We start from the raw sequence: 20,222 nt of genomic DNA on the forward strand, positions 1-20,222 counted from the left end.
TGATTAATTAAGTAAACTATGAGTCGTTCGCTAAAAAAAGGCCCGTATATTAATGTAAAGCTTGAGAAGAAAGTTCTGGCAATGAATGAGTCAGGAAAGAAAGCCGTAGTTAAGACATGGGCAAGAGCTTCAATGATTTCGCCTGATTTCGTAGGCCATACTATTGCAGTTCATAATGGAAATAAATTTATTCCTGTTTTCGTAACCGAGAATATGGTAGGTCACAAGTTGGGAGAGTTCTCACCGACACGTACTTTCCGCGGTCACGCCGGTAACAAGAAGAAATAATATCGGTAGTAACAGGAATTCAGGAATCTGAAAATAAAAAGAATCGAATAAAATGGGTGCTAGAAAAAGAATATCAGCTGAAGCAAGAAAAGAAGCCCAAAAGACCATGTATTTCGCGAAGTTGAACAATGTTCCTACCTCTCCTCGTAAGATGCGTTTGGTAGCAGACATGATTCGCGGTATGGAAGTATTCCGTGCGCTTGGTGTTTTGAAGTTTTCTAACAAGGAAGCTGCAGCAAGAGTAGAAAAATTGCTTCGTTCAGCAATCGCAAACTGGGAACAGAAAAATGAACGTAAAGCAGAAGCAGGAGAGTTATGCGTATCTTCAATCAGCGTTGATTGCGCTACTACGTTGAAGAGAATGCGTCCGGCTCCTCAAGGAAGAGGTTACAGAATTCGTAAACGCTCGAACCACGTAACTCTGTTTGTTGATACACTTAGTAAAAACGATAGTCAAAATTAATTTGTAGATGGGACAAAAGGTTAATCCGATTAGTAATCGTTTAGGAATTATCCGTGGTTGGGATTCCAATTGGTATGGCGGTAAGAATTACGGGGATACTTTGCTGGAAGATAGCAAAATCCGTAAATATTTGAATGCCCGTCTTGCAAAAGCTAGTGTATCTCGTATCGTTATTGAACGTACGCTTAAGTTGATCACGATCACTGTTTGTACGTCACGTCCGGGTATCATCATCGGTAAAGGTGGTCAGGAAGTTGATAAGTTGAAGGAAGAGTTGAAGAAGATCACTGATAAAGAAGTGCAGATCAACATCTTCGAGGTGAAGAGACCTGAATTGGACGCTGTTATCGTAGCAAACAACATCGCACGTCAGCTTGAAGGTAAAATCGCATATCGTCGCGCGGTAAAGATGGCTATCGCCTCTACCATGAGAATGGGCGCCGAGGGTATAAAGATTCAAATCTCTGGTCGTTTGAATGGCGCTGAAATGGCTCGTTCGGAAATGTATAAGGAAGGAAGAACTCCGTTGCACACTCTTAGAGCAGATATCGACTATGCTTTGGCTGAGGCCTTGACAAAAGTTGGTTTGCTGGGTGTTAAGGTTTGGATCTGTCGTGGTGAGGTTTATGGCAAGCGCGATCTTGCTCCTTCTTTCACTGCTGCCAAGGAGACAGGCCGTAGAAACGACAATGCCGGTGGCAACAGAGACAAGAACTTCAAGAGAAAAAGAGCTAATCGTTAAACGTTAGAATTTAAGTAGAGATGTTACAACCAAAGAAAACCAAGTTCAGAAGACAGCAGAAAGGTCGCATGAAGGGCGAAGCTCAACGTGGCAACCAGCTGGCCTTCGGTTCTTTTGGAATAAAGTCATTAGAGAATAAATGGATTACCGGTCGTCAGATCGAGGCTGCCCGTATCGCCGTTACACGTTATATGCAACGTCAGGGTCAGGTTTGGGTTCGTATCTTCCCGGATAAGCCAATCACGAAGAAGCCTGCAGAGGTTCGTATGGGTAAAGGTAAAGGTAATCCTGAGGGATTTGTTGCGCCTGTTACTCCGGGTCGTCTGATTTTCGAGATCGAAGGTGTTCCCTTTGATATCGCTAAGGAAGCGTTGCGCCTTGCCGCACAAAAACTTCCGGTTACAACCAAGTTTGTTGTGAGACGTGATTATGACATGCAAAATCAAAATGCGTAATTGTTATGAAGATTGCAGAAATTAGAGAACTAAGCACGAAAGAGTTGCTAGAGAGAGTAGATGCAGAGGTTGCGGCCTATGATCAGAAGAAGATTAACCATAGCATCTCGCCTATGGATAATCCTTCTCAGATTAAACAGCAACGCAGATTGATTGCGCGCATGAAAACAGAATTGCGCCAGAGAGAACTTAACAACAAATAATTGAGCCTGATGGAAACTAGAAATTTAAGAAAAGAAAGAACGGGCGTGGTAACGAGCAACAAGATGGATAAAAGCATCACGGTTGCCATTAAATGGAAGGAAAAACACCCCATTTATGGAAAGTTCGTTAATAAGACGAAGAAATATCATGCTCACGACGAAAATAACGAATGCAACATTGGCGATACCGTAAAGATTATGGAGACTCGTCCTTTGAGCAAGACTAAAAGATGGAGATTAGTTCAAATAATCGAAAGGGCTAAGTAAGATGATACAACAAGAATCAAGACTAGTAGTAGCAGATAACAGTGGAGCTAAGGAAGCTTTGTGTATCCGTGTTTTGGGCGGAACGAGAAAGCGTTATGCCACTGTAGGTGATGTGATCGTAGTAGCAATCAAAAGCGTAATCCCAGCTAGCGACGTTAAGAAGGGTGCTGTTTCTAAGGCTATCATCGTTCGTACTAAGAAAGAGATCCGCCGTCCGGATGGTTCTTATATCCGTTTCGATGATAACGCTTGCGTATTATTGAATGCCGGTGGCGATATCCGTGGTAGCCGTATCTTCGGTCCGGTTGCCAGAGAGCTTCGTGCAACAAACATGAAAATTGTATCACTTGCACCTGAAGTGCTTTAATCTCGTAAAATTTAAAGTAATGAGTAAATTACATATCAAAAAAGGCGATATAGTATTTGTTAATGCCGGCGAGGACAAAGGTAAGACAGGTCGTGTTTTACAGGTACTTGTAAAAGATAATCGTGCGATTGTCGAAGGTATTAATGTGGTATCAAAGCATACCAAGCCTAATGCGAAGAATCCTCAAGGAGGAATCGAAAAGAAGGAAGCTCCTATTCATCTTTCTAACCTTAACGTGGTTGACCCGAAATCTGGTAAAGCTACACGTATCGGCCGTAAGTTGAATGAGAAGGGTGCTTTAGTGCGTTATTCTAAAAAATCAGGGGAGGAAATTAAGTAATGAGCAATACTGCCAGTCTTAAGAAAGAATACCAAGACAGAATTGTTCCTGCCTTAACGAAGGAGTTCGGTTACAAATCCGTGATGCAGGTACCTGTTTTGAAGAAAATCGTGATTAATCAGGGATTAGGTATGGCTACGGCTGATAAGAAGATCATCGATATCGCTATCAGCGAGTTGTCTACGATCACCGGTCAAAAAGCTGTCGCTACCGTATCTAAAAAGGATATCTCTAACTTTAAGTTGCGTAAGAAGATGCCGATCGGTGTGATGGTGACATTACGTCGTGAGCAGATGTACGAGTTCTTGGAGAGACTTGTTCGTGTCGCTCTTCCTCGTATCCGCGACTTCAAGGGAATTGAGAGTAAGTTAGACGGAAGAGGCAATTATACACTCGGTATTCAGGAACAAATCATTTTTCCTGAAATAAATATCGATAATATTACCAAAATATTGGGAATGAATATTACCTTTGTGACCTCTGCGAAAACAGACGAAGAAGGTTATGCTCTTTTGAGAGAATTTGGATTGCCTTTTAAAAACGGAAAAAAAGACTAAGTAGTTATGGCTAAGGAATCAATGAAGGCCCGTGAGGTTAAAAGAGCAAAGCTTGTTGCTAAGTATGCCGCTAAAAGAGCTCAGCTTAAGGCAGAAGGTAACTATGAGGCTTTGCAGGCTTTACCTAAAAATGCTTCTCCTGTACGTTTGCACAACCGTTGCAAGATTACAGGACGTCCGAAAGGGTATGTACGCCAGTTCGGTATTTCTCGTATCCAATTGCGTGAAATGGCATCTAATGGTTTAATCCCGGGTGTAAAGAAAGCAAGTTGGTAAGAGTTTTTTTAGTTTAAATATTGTCCGGGTGGCCGGATCAATTTAATTAATTATTTATATGACAGATCCTATTGCAGATTATTTGACAAGATTGCGTAACGCAATCAAAGCGAAGCACAGAGTTGTTGAGGTGCCGGCGTCAAATTTAAAGAAAGAGATCACTAAGATCCTTTTCGACAAGGGCTACATTCTTAATTTTAAGTTTGTAGAGGATGGTCCTCAAGGTACGATCAAGATCGCCTTGAAGTATGACCTAGTAAACAAAGTTAATGCGATTAAGAAACTTGAGAGAGTTTCTACGCCCGGTTTGCGTAAGTACACTGGTTACAAAGAAATGCCGAGAGTATTGAATGGTTTAGGTATTGCTGTTCTTTCTACTTCTAAAGGTGTGATGACTGACAAAGAGGCCCGCGATCTGAAGATCGGTGGCGAGGTATTATGTTACGTTTATTAATTAGGAGGGAAGAAGAATGTCAAGAATAGGAAAATTACCAATTCATGTACCGGCTGGTGTTACAGTTACAATTAAGGATAATGTAGTAACAGTTAAAGGCCCTAAAGGTGAACTTGTACAGGAAGTGAATCCTGATATTAACGTTACTTTGGAAGACGGAGTTATCCATTTAACAAGACCTACTGATGATAAGAATCATCGTGCGTTACACGGTTTGTATCGCTCTTTGATCAACAACATGGTTGTTGGCTGCTCAGAGGGATATAAGAAGGAGCTTGAGTTAGTAGGTGTTGGTTACCGTGTTTCAAATACAGGTCAGTTATTGGATCTTTCTTTAGGTTATACTCACAATATCTATTTGCAGTTGCCGAAGGAAGTGAAAGTTGAGACGAAGTCTGAGAGAAATAAGAACCCTCTTATTATCCTTGAATCGGCTGACAAACAATTATTAGGTCAGATTTGCGCGAAGATCCGTTCATTCAGAATGCCTGAACCGTATAAAGGTAAGGGTATTAAGTTCGTGGGTGAAGAGATTCGTAGAAAGTCTGGTAAGTCAGCAGGTAAGTAATCTACGTAAACTGAAATTATCATGACAACGAAGCTAGAAAGAAGATTAAAAATAAAAGCAGGCGTACGCGGCAAAATCTCAGGAACTACTGAGCGTCCGCGCCTGACTGTGTTTAGAAGCAACAAGCAAATCTACGCACAGGTGATAGATGATACTACAGGCAAGACTTTAGCCGCTGCTTCATCTTTGAAATTAGATGTTAAGGCTCCGAAAAAGGAGATCGCTGCTAAGGTTGGTGAATTAATCGCTAAAGGCGCTCAGGAAGCTGGCGTTCAGACAGTGGTTTTCGACCGTAATGGTTACCTGTATCACGGGAGAATTAAAGAATTAGCAGATGCTGCACGTAACGGCGGCCTTAAATTTTAATGAAGATGGCAAATAATAGAGTTAAATCGACCAACGACTTAGAGTTGAAGGACAGACTGGTTGCAATCAACCGTGTAACTAAGGTTACAAAAGGTGGACGTACATTCAGTTTTGCTGCTATCGTTGTAGTAGGAAACGAGGATGGTATCGTTGGCTGGGGATTAGGTAAAGCCGGTGAGGTAACGACAGCTATCGCTAAAGGTGTAGAAGCAGCTAAGAAGAACTTGATCAAGGTTCCGGTACACAAAGGTACGATCCCTCACGAACAATTAGCTAAATTCGGTGGTGCTCAAGTGCTGATTAGACCGGCATCTCACGGTACCGGTGTTAAGGCTGGTGGTGCTATGCGTGCCGTATTGGAGAGCGTAGGTATTACAGACGTTTTGGCAAAATCTAAAGGTTCTTCCAACCCTCATAACTTGGTGAAAGCTACTATCGCTGCGCTAGGTGAGTTGAGAAGCCCGTTCGATGTTGCTCAGAACAGAGGTGTTGCTGTTGAAAAAGTATTTAGAGGTTAATTAGGGAGGATAAGTTTATGGCGACTATTAAAGTAAAGCAAGTTAAAAGTAGAATTAAATGCCCGAAAGACCAAAAGAGAACGCTTGACGCACTAGGGCTGAGAAAGATGAACCAGATTGTAGAGCATGAAGCTAATCCGGCGATCTTAGGTATGGTTGAGAAAGTGAAACATTTGGTTTCTGTAGAAAAGTAATAATTGGTTGAAAAAATAAATTATACGATATGAATTTATCAAATTTAAAACCGGCTGAAGGATCTACCAAGACCAGAAAAAGAATCGGACGTGGTCCGGGTTCAGGATTAGGCGGAACTTCAACAAGAGGTCATAAAGGTGCCAAGTCTAGATCTGGCTACAAGAACAAGATTGGTTTCGAAGGTGGTCAGATGCCTATTCAAAGACGTTTGCCTAAATTCGGTTTCAAGAATATTAACCGTGTAGAATATAAAGCTATTAATATCGATACTTTGCAACAAATGGCAGAGGCTAAGCAATTGACTAAGATTGGTATTAATGAATTGATGGAGGCTGGTTTCATCTCTTCTTCTCAAGTGGTTAAAATTCTTGGTAACGGTAGCTTGACCGCTAAGTTAGAGGTTGAGGCTCACGCTTTCTCTAAGAGCGCAGAGGCAGCTATCCAAGCCGCAGGTGGAACAGTCGTTAAACTCTAAGTCATGAGAGCTGTTGAAACAATCAAGAATATCTGGAAGATTGAGGATCTGAGAAATCGGATCCTCACCACTCTTTTATTGGTGGCTATATACCGTTTTGGTACGTATGTAGTGCTTCCGGGTATCGATCCCAAAGCGTTGACCGCTTTACAGGAGCAGACAAGAGGCGGATTGCTTGCACTGTTGGATATGTTCTCAGGTGGAGCCTTTTCTAACGCATCTATTTTTGCGTTGGGAATCATGCCATATATCTCCGCTTCAATTGTTATGCAGTTGTTAGCCATCGCAGTTCCTTCTTTCCAAAAATTGCAGAGAGAGGGTGAGAGTGGCCGTAGAAAAATCAATCAGTGGACTCGTTACTTGACGATAGCGATCTTGTTATTCCAAGGTCCTACTTACTTGGTGAATTTAAGCGTTCAGCTTAAGGCTGCCGGCGCTGCTTTACCGGGTGGTATTTGGTTCACGATCTCATCTACGATCATCTTGGCTGCGGGAAGTATGTTTATCTTATGGCTAGGTGAAAGAATTACAGATAAAGGTGTTGGAAATGGTATTTCATTTATCATTTTAGTTGGTATTATAGCCCGTCTGCCGCACTCTTTGTTCCAAGAATTCGTTTCTAGAACAAGTGAGAAAACCGGTGGTCTGGTTATGTTCTTATTTGAGATGCTGTTCCTTTTGCTTGTTATCGCTGGTGCGATTTTATTGGTACAAGGTACTCGTAAGGTCCCCGTGCAATACGCAAAAAGGATTATCGGTAATAAACAATATGGTGGCGCACGTCAGTATATCCCTTTGAAGGTGAATGCCGCTAACGTAATGCCTATCATCTTCGCTCAGGCGATCATGTTTATTCCTATCTCAATTGTAGGTTTCTCTAGTACGGGAGAGCAGAGCGGTTTTTGGGCTGCTTTCATGGATAATACGGGATTTTGGTACAACTTCGTGTTTGCGGTGTTGATTATCCTGTTTACGTATTTCTATACGGCTATCACGATCAATCCGACCCAGATGTCAGATGATTTGAAGAGAAACAATGGTTTTATTCCGGGTGTGAAACCGGGTAAGAATACCAAAGACTATCTGGATACCATTATGGACCGTATTACTTTGCCGGGTGCTTTTTTCCTTGCGTTGGTTGCTATCATGCCCGCTTTCGCTAGAATTGCCGGTGTAAGTATGGAGTTCTCCCAATTCTTTGGTGGTACATCTTTGTTGATTTTGGTTGGTGTGGTGTTGGATACATTGCAGCAAGTTGAAAGTCATTTGCTAATGCGTCATTATGACGGTTTGTTGAAGTCAGGAAGAATTAAAGGCCGTACAGGCTCTGTTGCCGCTTATTAATAGAATGATCTATTTAAAGACAGATGAAGAGATTGAGTTGATGCGTGAGGCTAATCAACTGGTGGGTAAGACACTTGGCGAGGTAGCTAAGCATATTGTCCCCGGAGTCTCCACACTTCAACTTGATAAGATTGCGGAAGAGTTCATTAGAGATAATGGTGCTGTTCCGGCTTTTTTGGGATATGGTGGTTTCCCTAATTCAATATGTGCCTCAGTGAATGATCAGGTGGTGCATGGTATTCCTTCTTCTAAGATGATCTTGAAAGAGGGTGACGTGATCTCTGTGGATTGTGGGACGATATTGAATGGTTTTGTCGGTGACTCCGCTTACACTTTCTGTGTAGGTGAGGTTGCGCCGGAAGTGAAGAAATTGTTGAAAGCGACGAAGGATTCACTTTATTTAGGTATCCAATGTGCTGTTGAAGGTCACCGTTTGGGTGATATCAGTAATGCGATTCAGACTTATTGCGAGTCTCAAGGTTACTCTGTCGTAAGAGAGCTGGTGGGACATGGTATAGGTCGGAAAATGCATGAGGAACCGGAAGTGCCTAATTATGGCAGACGTGGATGCGGACCGTTATTGCGTAACGGAATGTGTATCTGCATCGAGCCGATGATCAACATGGGAAGCAAGAACGTTGCATTTGAGAAAGACGGATGGACGGTTCGCACAAAGGACAGAAAGCCTTCTGCTCATTTCGAGCATTGTATCGCTATACGTCCGGATGGTCCCCAGATCTTATCTTCATTTAAGTTTTTAGAGGAAGTTCTAGGAGAAAACGCAATTTAATTGGATTTATATGGCTAAACAATCAGCAATAGAGAAAGATGGAGTAATTGTAGAAGCATTGTCAAACGCGATGTTTCGTGTAGAATTGGAGAACGGACATGAAATTACCGCTCATATCTCAGGAAAGATGCGTATGCATTACATTAAGATCCTTCCGGGGGATAAGGTAAGAGTAGAAATGTCTCCGTATGATCTATCGAAAGGTAGAATTGCTTTTAGATACAAATAAAATTAAACACGATATGAAAGTAAGAGCATCTTTAAAGAAGCGTACACCTGAGTGCAAGATAGTAAGAAGAAAGGGTCGCTTATACGTAATTAACAAGAAAAATCCTAAGTATAAACAACGTCAAGGATAATTTATTATTTTTGCAAAATAATCTAAGTAAGTAATATGGCTATAAGAATAGTTGGTGTAGACTTGCCACAAAATAAAAGAGGAGAAATCGCTTTGACTTATATCTATGGTATTGGTCGTAGCGCTGCAAAATCCGTATTAGATAAGGCTGGGGTTGATCGTGATATCAAAGTTAAGGATTGGACAGACGATCAAGCCGCAAAGGTTCGTGAAGTCATTGGCGCTGAGTACAAGGTTGAAGGTGACCTTCGTTCAGAAGTTCAGTTGAACATCAAGCGTCTGATGGATATTGGTTGCTACAGAGGAGTTCGTCATCGCCTTGGTTTGCCTTTGAGAGGCCAAAGCACGAAGAACAACGCTCGTACTCGTAAGGGTAAGAAGAAAACTGTTGCAAATAAGAAAAAAGCTACTAAATAATAAGAGTTAATATGGCAAAGAAAACAGTCGCAGCAAAGAAGAGAAACGTAAAAGTTGACGCTTACGGTCAAGCTCATATTCATTCTTCTTTTAACAACATTATTGTGTCTTTAGCGAATAGCGAAGGACAAGTAATCAGCTGGTCTTCCGCTGGTAAGATGGGATTCAGAAGCTCTAAGAAGAATACTCCTTATGCAGCTCAGATGGCAGCACAGGATTGCGCTAAAGTAGCTTATGATCTTGGTTTAAGAAAGGTGAAAGTATTCGTTAAGGGTCCGGGTAACGGTCGTGAGTCCGCTATCAGAACGATCCATGGCGCAGGTATCGAGGTAACAGAAATCGTTGATGTTACACCGCTTCCTCATAACGGATGTCGTCCTCCGAAAAAGAGAAGAGTATAATTAATTATAGTTTCTTAAACATTGAATCCGGAATTGTGAATAGATTGCATATTGACCTTATCCTCTCTGTAATCGCGGCTGCACGGTTCCAGATTCAAACAGAACATTTAAAAAAATAAAAAAATGGCAAGATATACTGGACCAAGAACAAGAATTGCCCGTAAGTTTGGTGAGGCAATATTCGGTGCGGATAAAGTTCTTTCTAAGAAGAACTATCCTCCTGGACAACATGGTAACTCCAGAAAAAGAAAGACTTCTGAATACGGTATCCAGCTTCGTGAGAAGCAAAAAGCAAAATACACTTATGGCGTATTGGAGAAGCAATTTAGAAACTTATTCGAAAAAGCTTCACGCTCTAAAGGTATTACCGGTGAGGTGCTTCTTCAATTGTTAGAAGGCCGTCTTGACAATATGGTTTATCGTTTGGGTATGGCCCCGACAAGAGCCGCAGCTCGTCAGTTGGTTTCTCATCGTCACATTACAGTAGACGGAAGTGTTGTAAACATTCCTTCTTACTCTGTAAAACCCGGTCAGGTTATTGGTGTTAGAGAAAAATCTAAATCCATGGAGGTTATTGCCGACGCATTGTCAGGCTTCAACCACAGCAAGTATCCTTGGATTGAGTGGGATCAGTCTTCAATGAGCGGAAAATTACTGCATCTGCCGGAAAGAACTGACATTCCTGAAAACATTAAAGAGCAGTTGATCGTAGAATTGTATTCTAAATAATAATTGATTTCCATGGCGATATTAGCATTTCAAAAACCCGATAAAGTATTAATGTTGGAAGCGGACAATTTCTTCGGAAAGTTTGAATTTCGTCCGTTGGAACCCGGCTATGGTATTACAATAGGTAATGCTTTACGTCGTATTCTCCTGTCGTCACTTGAAGGTTTTGCTATTACATCCATTAAGATCGACGGGGTTGACCATGAATTTGGTACAATCCCGGGTGTTATCGAGGATGTAACAAACATTATCTTGAATCTGAAGCAAGTTCGTTTCAAGCATATCGTAGACGACATCGAGAATGAAAAAGTGAGTATTACTGTTTCGGGTTCGGAAGTGTTCAAAGCCGGTGATATTGGTAAGCAACTGACTGGATTCGAGATCTTGAATCCAGATTTGGTTATTTGCCGCTTGGATCCGACCGCAAGTTTCCAGATTGAATTGACTATTAATAAAGGTCGCGGTTATGTACCCGCAGATGAGAACAGAGACCCGAACGCAGATATGCATGTGATCGCTATCGACTCTATCTTCACTCCGATACGTAACGTAAAATATTCAATCGAGAACTTCCGTGTTGAACAGAAGACGGACTACGAGAAGTTGGTTCTTGAAATAGCCACAGATGGTTCTATTCATCCGAAGGAAGCGTTGAAGGAAGCAGCGAAGATTCTGATTCATCATTTCATGTTGTTCTCAGATGAAAAGATTGCGATCGAGACAGCGGATACTGAAGGCAATGAAGAGTTCGATGAAGAAGTACTTCATATGCGTCAGTTGCTTAAGAGCAAGCTGGCTGATATGGACCTTTCCGTTCGTGCATTGAATTGCTTAAAGGCCGCAGATGTTGAAACATTAGGTGAGTTGGTTAAGTTCAATAAGAATGATTTGTTGAAATTCCGTAACTTCGGTAAGAAGTCGCTCACTGAACTTGATGAACTGCTTGAGAGCTTGAACCTTTCATTCGGTATGGATATCACAAAATATAAATTAGATAAAGAGTAAGTAAACGATGAGACATAATAAGAAATTCAATCATTTAGGTCGTACAAATACTCACCGTGACGCAATGCTTTCGAATATGGCTTGTTCTTTGATCAAGCATAAGAGAATCTTTACTACGACAGCAAAGGCAAAAGCGCTACGTAAGTATGTAGAACCACTTATCACGAAGTCTAAGGAGGATACAACTCACTCTAGACGTGTGGTATTTAGCAATTTGCAAGACAAATTTGCTGTAACAGAGTTGTTCAAGGAAATTGCTCAGAAGATCGGTGATCGTCCGGGTGGTTATACCAGAATCATCAAGACTGGTAACCGTTTAGGTGACAACGCAGCTATGTGCTTTATTGAGTTAGTAGACTATAACGAAAATATGTTGAAGGATACAGCCGCTAAGAAAGCTCCTAAAACAAGACGTTCTCGTAAAAAAGCAACAGCAGCGGTTACTGAGGCTCCTGCAGCTGAAGCAGCTAGCGAGGAAAAAGCAGCTGAATAAGCAAGTTTTTTACAATCATATAAGAAAAGCGATTCGTATCACACGGATCGCTTTTTTTGTTTATTAGCGAATTGATAAATTTGATGAGTTATAAGGAACATTCCTTGCTTGGCTATTGTTATATTTGTGAAAAAGAAAAGTAAGACATCATTGAACAACTAATAAAACAAATATAGTAATATGGAAATTGTAAAAGTAGTAGGTAGAGAGATCCTTGATTCACGTGGCAACCCGACAGTAGAAGTAGATGTACATTTGGCTTCCGGCGCATTTGGTCGTGCGGCTGTACCCTCTGGCGCCTCTACCGGCGAGAACGAGGCTATCGAGTTACGTGATGGCGATAAAAATCGTTACGGTGGTAAAGGTGTTCTTCGTGCCGTGGATAATGTAAATAAGGTAATCGCTCCCGCCATTTTAGGTATGAGCGCCTTGAATCAAAGAGAGATAGACCATAAGTTGCTGGATTTGGATGGTACAAAGACAAAATCAAATCTAGGAGCTAACGCTATGTTAGGTGTATCGCTTGCCGTAGCGAAGGCAGCGGCTAATTATCTGGATCTGCCTTTATATCGTTATATCGGAGGAACAAATACTTATGTGTTGCCGGTTCCTATGATGAACATTATCAATGGAGGTTCTCACTCCGACGCTCCGATCGCCTTTCAAGAATTCATGATCCGTCCGGTAGGTGCGAAGAGTTTCCGTGAGGGGCTTCGTATGGGCGCAGAGGTTTTCCATGCGTTGAAGAAAGTATTGCACGATCGGGGCTTGAGCACGGCTGTAGGTGATGAGGGCGGTTTCGCTCCGGCATTGAATGGTACGGAAGATGCCTTGAATTCTATTATGGCCGCTATCAAAGCCGCTGGATATGAGCCGGGCAAGGATGTGACGATAGCCATGGATTGCGCTGCTTCCGAGTTTTATCACGATGGTGTGTATGATTATACGAAATTCGAGGGTGAGAAAGGCGCTAAGCGTAACGCCCAGCAACAAGTCGCTTATCTGAGTGAGTTGGTGAATAAATACCCGATTGATTCTATCGAGGATGGTATGGACGAGAATGACTGGGCCGGTTGGCAAATGCTAACCTCCACGCTAGGCGGAAAATGCCAGTTGGTAGGTGATGACCTGTTCGTTACAAACGTAGAGTTCTTGAAGAAAGGTATCGAGAAGGGTTGCGCGAACTCCATCTTGATCAAGGTAAATCAGATCGGTACATTGAGCGAGACATTAGACGCTATCGAGATGGCCCACCGTAATGGCTACACATCCGTGACTTCCCACCGTTCCGGTGAGACAGAGGACGCTACGATCGCAGATATCGCCGTAGCTACCAACAGCGGACAGATCAAGACCGGCTCATTGAGCCGCTCCGATCGTATGGCGAAATACAACCAGTTGCTTCGTATCGAGGAGGAATTGGGTTCCTTAGCTGTTTATGGTTATAAGACTTATAAGAAGTGAAAAAACGGGGCAAGCCTACTAATCGATAGCCGGCCTGCCCCTAACATTTAATGATTATAAATCTATTGCCCTAAATAAGAGAGTGAATGTTGTATCTCTTCTCTAGAGACCGAGAAGTTCCTGTTCCCGGCCAATTTATTTAATACGAGTGTGCCTATGTTTTCTGCGCTTTCCTTATCCGGGAACGCAATTACCGTATCAATAGAGGGAATGGTGGGTTGGTAAATCAACACCTTTCCGTTCATCCTAATCTGGTACCCCCAGCCATCCCCCGATTGAAACGTTTGCAACTCCAGTTGCCGCCCGGGAGAAGACCCCATTTCTTCACCCCGGAAAAAAGATAAATAAAACAGTAATACCGGCAGTACCACTAGGCCCGGTACGAACCAAGCCCGTCCTTTCTTAGTACTCATCATCGTCATATTCATTCGGGTGAAGTTCCCAAATATCATCAAATTGAGTGGTACCACTTTTGCCGGATACTACGAATCCTTTCTCGCCAGAGGAGAAAGATGCTGTCGCCGTACGGGCAGTTCCCTTGAATTTAGCCACGTTTTCCCATAGATCGGTGGCCGGATAATATTTCCAAGTGTCGCTACGTAGGCTTCCGCTCTCACCGCAAGTCAGATAAGCGGCTCCATCAATCACGAAAGCAACCCCGTTCGTACGTGTGATCGTATAATCATCGTCATAATCCTCGTCCGAGGAATCCGATATATCCCTAAGTTGGGTCCATGATTCCGTGCTGGGATCGAATTTCCAGAAATCGTCTACATATTCGCCGTTATTTTGTCCGCAACATACATAAGCGATTCCATTTATCACGAAGCTGGTAGCGCCCTGACGCTTTGTCCCGCCGATACTGATCGTTTGCGTCCAGCTATTTGCCGCCGGATTAAAGGCATAAAAGTCTTTTAGGTAATTCCCGTCGTATCCGCATCCGATATACGCTTTACCGTTTACCCCGAAGGCCACGGCTCCATATCGGCCCGAGCCGGGGAAATCCGCTTTCTGTGCCCACGTATTGGTGGTCGGGTTAAATTCCCAGAAGTCATTCAAGTAATTGGTACCGTCGTATCCGGTTCCCAGATATCCCTTTTCATCTACCGCCATAGCTACGGCCGAATTGCGGGCGGTTCCGGGAAAGTCCGCCTTTTGCGTCCAAGTATCTCGTTCCATATCATATTCCCAACAATCCGATAAACGATTTTTTCCGTCGTTTCCGCAAATCAGATATCCTTTGTTACCGATCGTGAAAGAGGAGGCGTAATTTCGCGCCAATCCGTCCATGTCAGAGACACGGTACCACTTACCGATCAAATCATCGTCATCATCATCACTGCAAGAGCTGATGATGACAGGAAGAAAAGCGATCAAGAATACAAGAATCCTTTTGTGTATCATTCTAACTACGTGTTTTGTTTTTACGGAAGCAAAAGAACGAGGGTTTTACGAGACCCACAAATTAAATCGGTAAACATACGGTTTTTATCGGTGAATAAGCCGGATTTATAGGTTAGGGCCTCGAATGGTTTTGAAATCGGTTTCATCTTCAGTATCGGGCCGTTTACAGAGGAAACCGGTGGGTTCATGGGTTTATCTTGCCGGGTTTTGCGCTAAATACGTTCTTTGCCATCGGATTGATAAAAGATTATTCGCTTATTAAATAAGAAGTATGGTTAGAACATTCTTTGCTTTGGGGTGCTTGATGCTCTGTCTGGGACTGTTTTCCTGTTATGACGAGAACGGTACGTATGGCAGCGATCTGGTGGACTCCGCTTTCCGTAACGTTCGTATAGATACCAGCACGGTCGTAGTGACCTCGGTATTGATCGACTCGTTGGAGACATCCGGTAAGAACGTCGCTTTGGTAGGCCGGTACAAACATTCATTATGGGGAGTCGTCTCGTCGCATAGCTTTATCGCTTATGAGAGACCGAGCTATGGGACTGATCCGGACGAGACGGTCGTACTGGACTCGCTAGTCCTGTCTCTCGCTTTCGATGGTCGCTTTGTAGGAGACACGACCCTCCAACAAACCCTCTCGATTTATCAGCTAACGGAGAAGATTGTCTTAAACGATAACGGGTACTTATATAATAATAGCAGTGTCTCTTACGCTCCCGAGGCTTTGGCGGTCTGCTCATTTAAACCGAAGCCGAAGGGCGGGGAGAAACTGGAAGTCCGTCTTCCCGATGCGCTAGGGCAAGACCTCTTGTCCCGTTTTCATGCGCAGGATCAAGCGGTGTCCGAGGATCGCTTTGAGGACTATTTCAAGGGGGTGGCGATCGTGCCGGACTTGGCGGGAAGCGAGTCTCTGCTGACTTTCACGGTAGCCGATTCCTCCGCCGCTTTAGTCCTGCATTATCATTTATCCGATGAGCTTTCCACGGAGAAGGAATTATGGTTCTTCCCAAATACGGATACCCAGTTCAATCATATCGACCATGACCGTAGTGGAACGGATATGGCAGGATATCCGATGAAAGGAGTGGAGATACCTTCGGCTGAGCTTAGTAACCGGGGCGTATTATTCGGAGGCTTGGGTTGGTATACCCGTCTGGAATTCCCGTATTTGAATAATCTGATGCAACAAGGCACGCAAGTGGAGATCGAGAGCGCTTTACTTAAGATTTATCCCGAGCAAGGTACTTATTCGGATTACAATACCTTGCCGGACAGCCTCTACCTATATATCGCCGATGAGAATAATGTGGTGACGGATGCCGTGACCGATTATCTCGGTTCCGAGGTTCAACGAGGTACGCTATCGGAAGACAATACGTTTAACGAGAACACCTATTATTATTTCGACGTGACTCAATTCATGCAAGAGGAGCTAGGTGCCTTTGGCATGTATAAGCATAATCTTCAGTTGGTTTTTAATAGTGATGATTACACCGGCACGTTCAAGAACTTGACGTTTAACGATCAGGGAGGACGTAACCCGGTCACCCTACAACTCATTTATAAGGTCTATGAAAGTTACTAGATACCTTCTTTACCCTTGCCTCTTGATGGCGGCAAGCACATCCGCGCAGAATGCGATGACTTCCTCACCTTACTCGATGTTTGGACTGGGTGAGATGGCTTCCGGTTTATATGGTCAAAATACCTCGATGGCGGGTGTCACTGTCGGCATGCGGGAAGGGATGCTGATGAATATAGAGAATCCTGCCGGATTGACGGCGTTGGATAGTTGTAAGTTGTTCGCTGAGGCATCTGCCTTCGTGAAGAATGAGCGATACCGCTCAGACGGGAGCTCTAGCAACGCATTCACCGGAAATTTCTCCGCTTTCTCATTGGGAGGGCGTATCATGCGACGGTGGTATATGTCCGCCGGGGTAACTCCTTATAGTTTCGTTGGGTATTATTTTAAGTCCTCGCAAGAGTTGGAAGGATCTCCCGGAACCTTTGTAACCAGTACGTTTTCGGGGACAGGCGGGCTTTCCAAGGCTTTCCTTTCCCAGGGATTTTTATTGACCAAGCATCTATCGGTCGGTATGAATCTTAATTTTATCTTTGGAAATATGACGCAGAATGAGATACAAAGTGCGATGACAGTGTCAAGGGAGATGTCCGGCCGCTCTTTTTACGCCGATTTCGGTTTACAATATCATCGTCCGATCGCCCGGGAAACCTTTCTAACGGTCGGCGCCATTTACGGCTATAAGCAACGGATCTCATTGAAAAACACGGTGACGGTGACGGGAAGCAGCACGGAACCCCCCTATAACCAGAAAAGGGTGACACAATATCTACCTCAATATATAGGTATCGGTAGCTCATTGGCGCATAAGAAATGGACGTATGCGTTGGACTATCTGTTCCGGCAATACGGGGTATTGAACTCGGGCGATAGCCGGGTAAAGTTCCGGGATTCGCATGAGCTACGCTTGGGCGTATGCTATTTCCCGAATGGATTTAGCTCCAGCAGTTATTGGAAACGGATGTCTTATAAAGCGGGTGTTTCCGTTTCCACGCCTTACCTGCGGTTGAAAGGGCAATCCGGCGGGGCGTATCGGGTAAGCGTCGGCTTGGGGTTACCCGTCTTGAATGGCCGTATCAATACGGCGTTTTATTACGATCGCCTCCAATTGCAAGGGAATGCGTTGCGAAGGGATATCATGGGCTTTACGGTGACCTATACATTAAGCGAGAAGTTTTATCAAGTGAAACTCTAACATTATACCCTTGTGCATGGACAAGACATTGGATGGCGGTATCATTGTTGCGAATTGTGTGGCTTTAATGGTATTATCAAATAAATAACCATTCCTTGTCTGCTTCTGGAAACCAGTTCTAAATCTCCACCCATACGTTTCACTAGCGTCTTCGTGGCGGCTAACTCGAGGTTGACACCCATTCCTACCCCCTTTGTCCACCTTTGCAATAAGAGCCGGTAATCAAGGAGGAGGGATATTTCTTCCTGAGATATTTCTAGGTCTGTATTTTGTATAAAAAATGAGACGGTATCATCCTTAATCTTATAGCCGAATCGGATGTTTCCTTTTGGAGCCCGGCTAGCCGAAAATAACAAAAGATTAATTAGCGCCTGTCCTAGGTAGGATCTGTCTGCTTTTATCTTTTTATCGGGGCCTTGTGAATATTCAATGTTGGTGGTACCGGGAATTTTTGTCGGTGCTATATGCCGGATTTCCTTCATCAGTTCAGATAAGGAGAAATTCGTGAATTTAAAGGAGATCGTTCCGGATTCAATATTGGAAATGCTTAATATACCGTCTATTAATTGTTGGAGCATCCCGTTGTTTTCTCTTATGATATTGACATATTGCCTGCGTTGCTCCTCATCTTCCTCATCGATCAATATTTCGGAGAAGCCGATGATGGCATTCAAGGGAGTTCGTATCTCATGATTGATGTTGGAGAGAAATGCTGATTTCATGCGGTCGGACTCTTCCGCACGTTCTTTGGCCTTGCGCAAGAACCTATTGCGTTTTTTACGGGAATAAATTATATATCCGAAAAATGTACAAGTCAAAAGTGATATAATAAGTAAAGCCCCTAATTCCCAAAGGGTATTATGAGAGACCTTCAGTTGGAGCTCTTTGATCTTTAAGGCTTTTTTGTCTTCTTGATGTTGTATTTGCATTTTAGCCAGCTCATCTAGGTATTCAGATCTGCGGAGACTGTCGTTGAGGGATATGCATTTTTTGTATTGGCTTATGGCAAGGTCATCCTTTCCTATTTTATGGTACATATCTGCCTGCTCATATAATAGGTCTATTAAATATTGGCGGTTGTGTTTTGGGGAGATATCCTTAATCATCTCATTATATAAATCGATAGCCTTTGTATACTGTTTGGATAATATATAATAATGAGCTTTTAATCGCATTAGTACAGTGGCTTGATTCTTAATTGGATATTCTTGTGTCATATATTCAGCTTCTTGTAGATGAGAACGCATAAGAGCTGTATCTCCTAAATCGTAAGCCACAAATAAGTATGAACGGTGATATAGGTATTTTATATAATATAATGGATTTTCTTTATCTAATTGGGTAATGTTGTTTTCCTGGCATTCATCTATATAAGTTTTTAGTTTTTGCAGATAATAGATGCGTTTGTTTACATCGATCTCATCTCCTCTATGGTTTAATATCTGTCGTATGATGTTAATCCTTTTTATTGGTGAAGAGTTACGTGCTTCCATTCTTTTGTAAACATCCTCATATAGATTAAAAGCTTCTTTGAAAAGTTTTTTCGAGGAATAATAGTGTGCTATTGCTTGATCAACCATTTCTTTACCTTCCGGGTAATTAAGTTGTTCTGATAATTTATTAATCAGCTTAGCTTCACTAAATACCCTTTCATCATTTTCTTGTTGTTCATACGTATAGATATTCCATGTCTTGGTCCGGAAAAAGTATTCTAGGTTATTTCCATTAAGGAAGACAGGTTCCGCTTCTTTTAATAGTAATCTCATGCTGTCGATATCATGTGAATAATGATATTTAATCAGAAGAAAGTATGCGTTTCCTAGATATTTGTTGTTTTTTTGTTGTTCTGCCTCTTTCAATAGTTTTTCCGCATAGATCTTATAGGAATAGTCATCGGGGTTTTGGTAAGCTAGATCATTTAGCTTGATTAATCTTGCGCTATCAGGTAGTCTCGCTAATACTTGCTCCAAGCTATCTAGCGTGGAGGCTGCCCGTACATTATCGAAGATAAAGGTGGTGGATAAGGCGATCAGTATAAGAACGATCTGTTTTTTATACATTAATTTGAGCTTTATAAAGTGGCTTTTGACCCATTGGCAAATCTACGTAAAAAACTTTAAACATTATACAAGCGATCACCATAAATATCATGTCTTGATCATAGAAACATGCGATTTGACAAAATGACAAAATGATAACTGAAGTCCCCGAGAATCGATTTTTCCGGGCAAAGGTACGACTCGTTCCCAAATACGAGAAGAAAGAACGACAATCGTCTCGTTGATAGGTAAATACCGAAAAATGGCCTTTCGTTCTAGCGAAACTGATTCATCATAATTCACGTTTTAAGGCAAGAAAAGGATAAAAACGGTGTTACGATAGGGTCTTGACAGGGTACGAATGCCCATTCACGAGTACTTACGACCCAATGCGCGGCCGCTCATGATGCCTAACGCTGGTATATGCGTTGGGCTACGCGGCCTATCGCGACGTGTCTCGCCAC

31 protein-coding genes are annotated in these 20,222 nt (G+C 42.8%); 28 read left to right on the top strand and 3 right to left on the bottom strand.

All coding sequences use genetic code 11. The features are described 5' to 3' along the window. Positions 1-18: 18 nt before the first annotated feature. From rpsS to eno, 26 genes are all read left to right on the top strand, one after another. On the top strand, positions 19-288 hold the full coding sequence (rpsS, locus tag DW205_RS03905) for a 30S ribosomal protein S19 (RefSeq protein WP_005634738.1): 270 nt from the start codon (positions 19-21) through the stop codon (positions 286-288). 52 nt (positions 289-340) lie between these two features. Continuing rightward, a complete protein-coding gene (rplV, locus tag DW205_RS03910) occupies positions 341-751 on the top strand; it encodes a 50S ribosomal protein L22 (RefSeq protein WP_005853972.1) in 411 nt (136 codons plus the stop codon). Positions 752-758: 7 nt separating this feature from the next. Beyond that, a complete protein-coding gene (rpsC, locus tag DW205_RS03915) occupies positions 759-1,493 on the top strand; it encodes a 30S ribosomal protein S3 (protein ID WP_005853974.1) in 735 nt (244 codons plus the stop codon). Positions 1,494-1,513: 20 nt separating this feature from the next. After that, positions 1,514-1,948, top strand: a complete 435-nt coding sequence (gene rplP, locus DW205_RS03920) for a 50S ribosomal protein L16 (protein ID WP_005853976.1) — start codon at positions 1,514-1,516, stop codon at positions 1,946-1,948. Positions 1,949-1,953: 5 nt separating this feature from the next. After that, positions 1,954-2,151: a 50S ribosomal protein L29 gene (gene rpmC, locus DW205_RS03925; RefSeq protein ID WP_005853979.1), complete on the top strand. Its 198-nt coding sequence runs from the start codon at positions 1,954-1,956 to the stop codon at positions 2,149-2,151. Between the two features lie 9 nt (positions 2,152-2,160). Then, positions 2,161-2,418: a 30S ribosomal protein S17 gene (rpsQ, locus tag DW205_RS03930; protein WP_005853980.1), complete on the top strand. Its 258-nt coding sequence runs from the start codon at positions 2,161-2,163 to the stop codon at positions 2,416-2,418. Between the two features lies 1 nt (position 2,419). Beyond that, on the top strand, positions 2,420-2,785 hold the full coding sequence (gene rplN / locus DW205_RS03935) for a 50S ribosomal protein L14 (protein ID WP_005853982.1): 366 nt from the start codon (positions 2,420-2,422) through the stop codon (positions 2,783-2,785). Positions 2,786-2,804: 19 nt separating this feature from the next. Beyond that, positions 2,805-3,125 (top strand): 50S ribosomal protein L24, encoded by a 321-nt coding sequence (gene rplX / locus DW205_RS03940; protein WP_005853984.1) that lies wholly within the window; start codon positions 2,805-2,807, stop codon positions 3,123-3,125. Beyond that, a complete protein-coding gene (gene rplE, locus DW205_RS03945) occupies positions 3,125-3,682 on the top strand; it encodes a 50S ribosomal protein L5 (RefSeq protein ID WP_005853986.1) in 558 nt (185 codons plus the stop codon). Before rplX ends, rplE begins: the two co-directional genes overlap by 1 nt. Before the next feature lie 6 nt (positions 3,683-3,688). Further along, positions 3,689-3,958, top strand: coding sequence for a 30S ribosomal protein S14 (gene rpsN / locus DW205_RS03950; RefSeq protein ID WP_005853988.1), 270 nt, complete (start codon positions 3,689-3,691; stop codon positions 3,956-3,958). A 58-nt stretch (positions 3,959-4,016) separates the two neighbouring features. Then, complete coding sequence (gene rpsH, locus DW205_RS03955) at positions 4,017-4,412, top strand: 30S ribosomal protein S8 (RefSeq protein WP_005634758.1); 396 nt, start codon at positions 4,017-4,019, stop codon at positions 4,410-4,412. 16 nt (positions 4,413-4,428) lie between these two features. After that, positions 4,429-4,980, top strand: a complete 552-nt coding sequence (rplF, locus tag DW205_RS03960; RefSeq protein WP_005853990.1) for a 50S ribosomal protein L6 — start codon at positions 4,429-4,431, stop codon at positions 4,978-4,980. 21 nt (positions 4,981-5,001) lie between these two features. Continuing rightward, on the top strand, positions 5,002-5,346 hold the full coding sequence (gene rplR, locus DW205_RS03965) for a 50S ribosomal protein L18 (protein WP_005853992.1): 345 nt from the start codon (positions 5,002-5,004) through the stop codon (positions 5,344-5,346). Next, positions 5,346-5,864 (top strand): 30S ribosomal protein S5, encoded by a 519-nt coding sequence (gene rpsE / locus DW205_RS03970; protein ID WP_008773758.1) that lies wholly within the window; start codon positions 5,346-5,348, stop codon positions 5,862-5,864. The genes rplR and rpsE overlap by 1 nt, the downstream gene beginning before the upstream one ends. 17 nt (positions 5,865-5,881) lie before the next feature. Next, complete coding sequence (gene rpmD / locus DW205_RS03975) at positions 5,882-6,058, top strand: 50S ribosomal protein L30 (RefSeq protein ID WP_005853996.1); 177 nt, start codon at positions 5,882-5,884, stop codon at positions 6,056-6,058. 29 nt (positions 6,059-6,087) lie between these two features. Next, positions 6,088-6,534, top strand: coding sequence for a 50S ribosomal protein L15 (gene rplO, locus DW205_RS03980; RefSeq protein ID WP_005853999.1), 447 nt, complete (start codon positions 6,088-6,090; stop codon positions 6,532-6,534). A 3-nt stretch (positions 6,535-6,537) separates the two neighbouring features. Next, on the top strand, positions 6,538-7,878 hold the full coding sequence (secY, locus tag DW205_RS03985) for a preprotein translocase subunit SecY (protein WP_005854004.1): 1,341 nt from the start codon (positions 6,538-6,540) through the stop codon (positions 7,876-7,878). Between the two features lie 4 nt (positions 7,879-7,882). Then, positions 7,883-8,668 (top strand): type I methionyl aminopeptidase, encoded by a 786-nt coding sequence (gene map / locus DW205_RS03990; RefSeq protein ID WP_005867121.1) that lies wholly within the window; start codon positions 7,883-7,885, stop codon positions 8,666-8,668. 10 nt (positions 8,669-8,678) lie between these two features. Continuing rightward, complete coding sequence (infA, locus tag DW205_RS03995; RefSeq protein ID WP_005854007.1) at positions 8,679-8,897, top strand: translation initiation factor IF-1; 219 nt, start codon at positions 8,679-8,681, stop codon at positions 8,895-8,897. A gap of 13 nt (positions 8,898-8,910) precedes the next feature. Further along, entirely contained in the window at positions 8,911-9,027 is a 117-nt protein-coding gene (gene ykgO, locus DW205_RS04000; RefSeq protein ID WP_005645768.1) for a type B 50S ribosomal protein L36, read from the top strand. A gap of 35 nt (positions 9,028-9,062) precedes the next feature. Then, entirely contained in the window at positions 9,063-9,443 is a 381-nt protein-coding gene (rpsM, locus tag DW205_RS04005) for a 30S ribosomal protein S13 (protein WP_005854010.1), read from the top strand. A gap of 11 nt (positions 9,444-9,454) precedes the next feature. Then, entirely contained in the window at positions 9,455-9,844 is a 390-nt protein-coding gene (rpsK, locus tag DW205_RS04010; RefSeq protein ID WP_005634781.1) for a 30S ribosomal protein S11, read from the top strand. Positions 9,845-9,967: 123 nt separating this feature from the next. After that, positions 9,968-10,573: a 30S ribosomal protein S4 gene (rpsD, locus tag DW205_RS04015; RefSeq protein WP_005867123.1), complete on the top strand. Its 606-nt coding sequence runs from the start codon at positions 9,968-9,970 to the stop codon at positions 10,571-10,573. A 12-nt stretch (positions 10,574-10,585) separates the two neighbouring features. After that, on the top strand, positions 10,586-11,578 hold the full coding sequence (locus DW205_RS04020) for a DNA-directed RNA polymerase subunit alpha (protein WP_005867125.1): 993 nt from the start codon (positions 10,586-10,588) through the stop codon (positions 11,576-11,578). A gap of 7 nt (positions 11,579-11,585) precedes the next feature. After that, positions 11,586-12,071 carry a 50S ribosomal protein L17 gene (gene rplQ, locus DW205_RS04025; RefSeq protein ID WP_005867127.1) on the top strand — a complete coding sequence of 162 codons (486 nt, stop codon included), beginning with the start codon at positions 11,586-11,588 and terminating at the stop codon, positions 12,069-12,071. Between the two features lie 180 nt (positions 12,072-12,251). Then, on the top strand, positions 12,252-13,535 hold the full coding sequence (gene eno / locus DW205_RS04030) for a phosphopyruvate hydratase (RefSeq protein WP_005867129.1): 1,284 nt from the start codon (positions 12,252-12,254) through the stop codon (positions 13,533-13,535). Positions 13,536-13,597: 62 nt separating this feature from the next. Here eno and DW205_RS04035 read toward each other — a convergent pair whose 3' ends face one another. Together DW205_RS04035 and DW205_RS04040 are read right to left on the bottom strand one after the other, a co-directional pair. Further along, positions 13,598-13,951, bottom strand: a complete 354-nt coding sequence (locus DW205_RS04035) for a DUF4907 domain-containing protein (RefSeq protein ID WP_008778715.1) — start codon at positions 13,949-13,951, stop codon at positions 13,598-13,600. After that, positions 13,938-14,939, bottom strand: a complete 1,002-nt coding sequence (locus DW205_RS04040; protein WP_005867133.1) for a kelch repeat-containing protein — start codon at positions 14,937-14,939, stop codon at positions 13,938-13,940. The genes DW205_RS04035 and DW205_RS04040 overlap by 14 nt, the downstream gene beginning before the upstream one ends. Positions 14,940-15,210: 271 nt before the next feature. On the opposite strand from DW205_RS04040, the gene DW205_RS04045 reads away from it, so the two are divergent. Both DW205_RS04045 and DW205_RS04050 read left to right on the top strand, forming a co-directional pair. After that, entirely contained in the window at positions 15,211-16,527 is a 1,317-nt protein-coding gene (locus DW205_RS04045) for a DUF4270 family protein (protein WP_005867135.1), read from the top strand. Continuing rightward, a complete protein-coding gene (locus DW205_RS04050; RefSeq protein ID WP_005867137.1) occupies positions 16,514-17,719 on the top strand; it encodes a hypothetical protein in 1,206 nt (401 codons plus the stop codon). The genes DW205_RS04045 and DW205_RS04050 overlap by 14 nt, the downstream gene beginning before the upstream one ends. A gap of 41 nt (positions 17,720-17,760) precedes the next feature. Here the strand turns inward: DW205_RS04050 and DW205_RS04055 are convergent, their stop codons facing one another. Then, positions 17,761-19,779, bottom strand: coding sequence for a HAMP domain-containing sensor histidine kinase (locus DW205_RS04055; protein WP_005867139.1), 2,019 nt, complete (start codon positions 19,777-19,779; stop codon positions 17,761-17,763). Positions 19,780-20,222 lie beyond the last annotated feature (443 nt).

Origin of the sequence: Parabacteroides sp. AM17-47 (assembly GCF_003434625.1) — a bacterium.
Taxonomy (GTDB): Bacteria; Bacteroidota; Bacteroidia; order Bacteroidales; family Tannerellaceae; genus Parabacteroides; species Parabacteroides distasonis.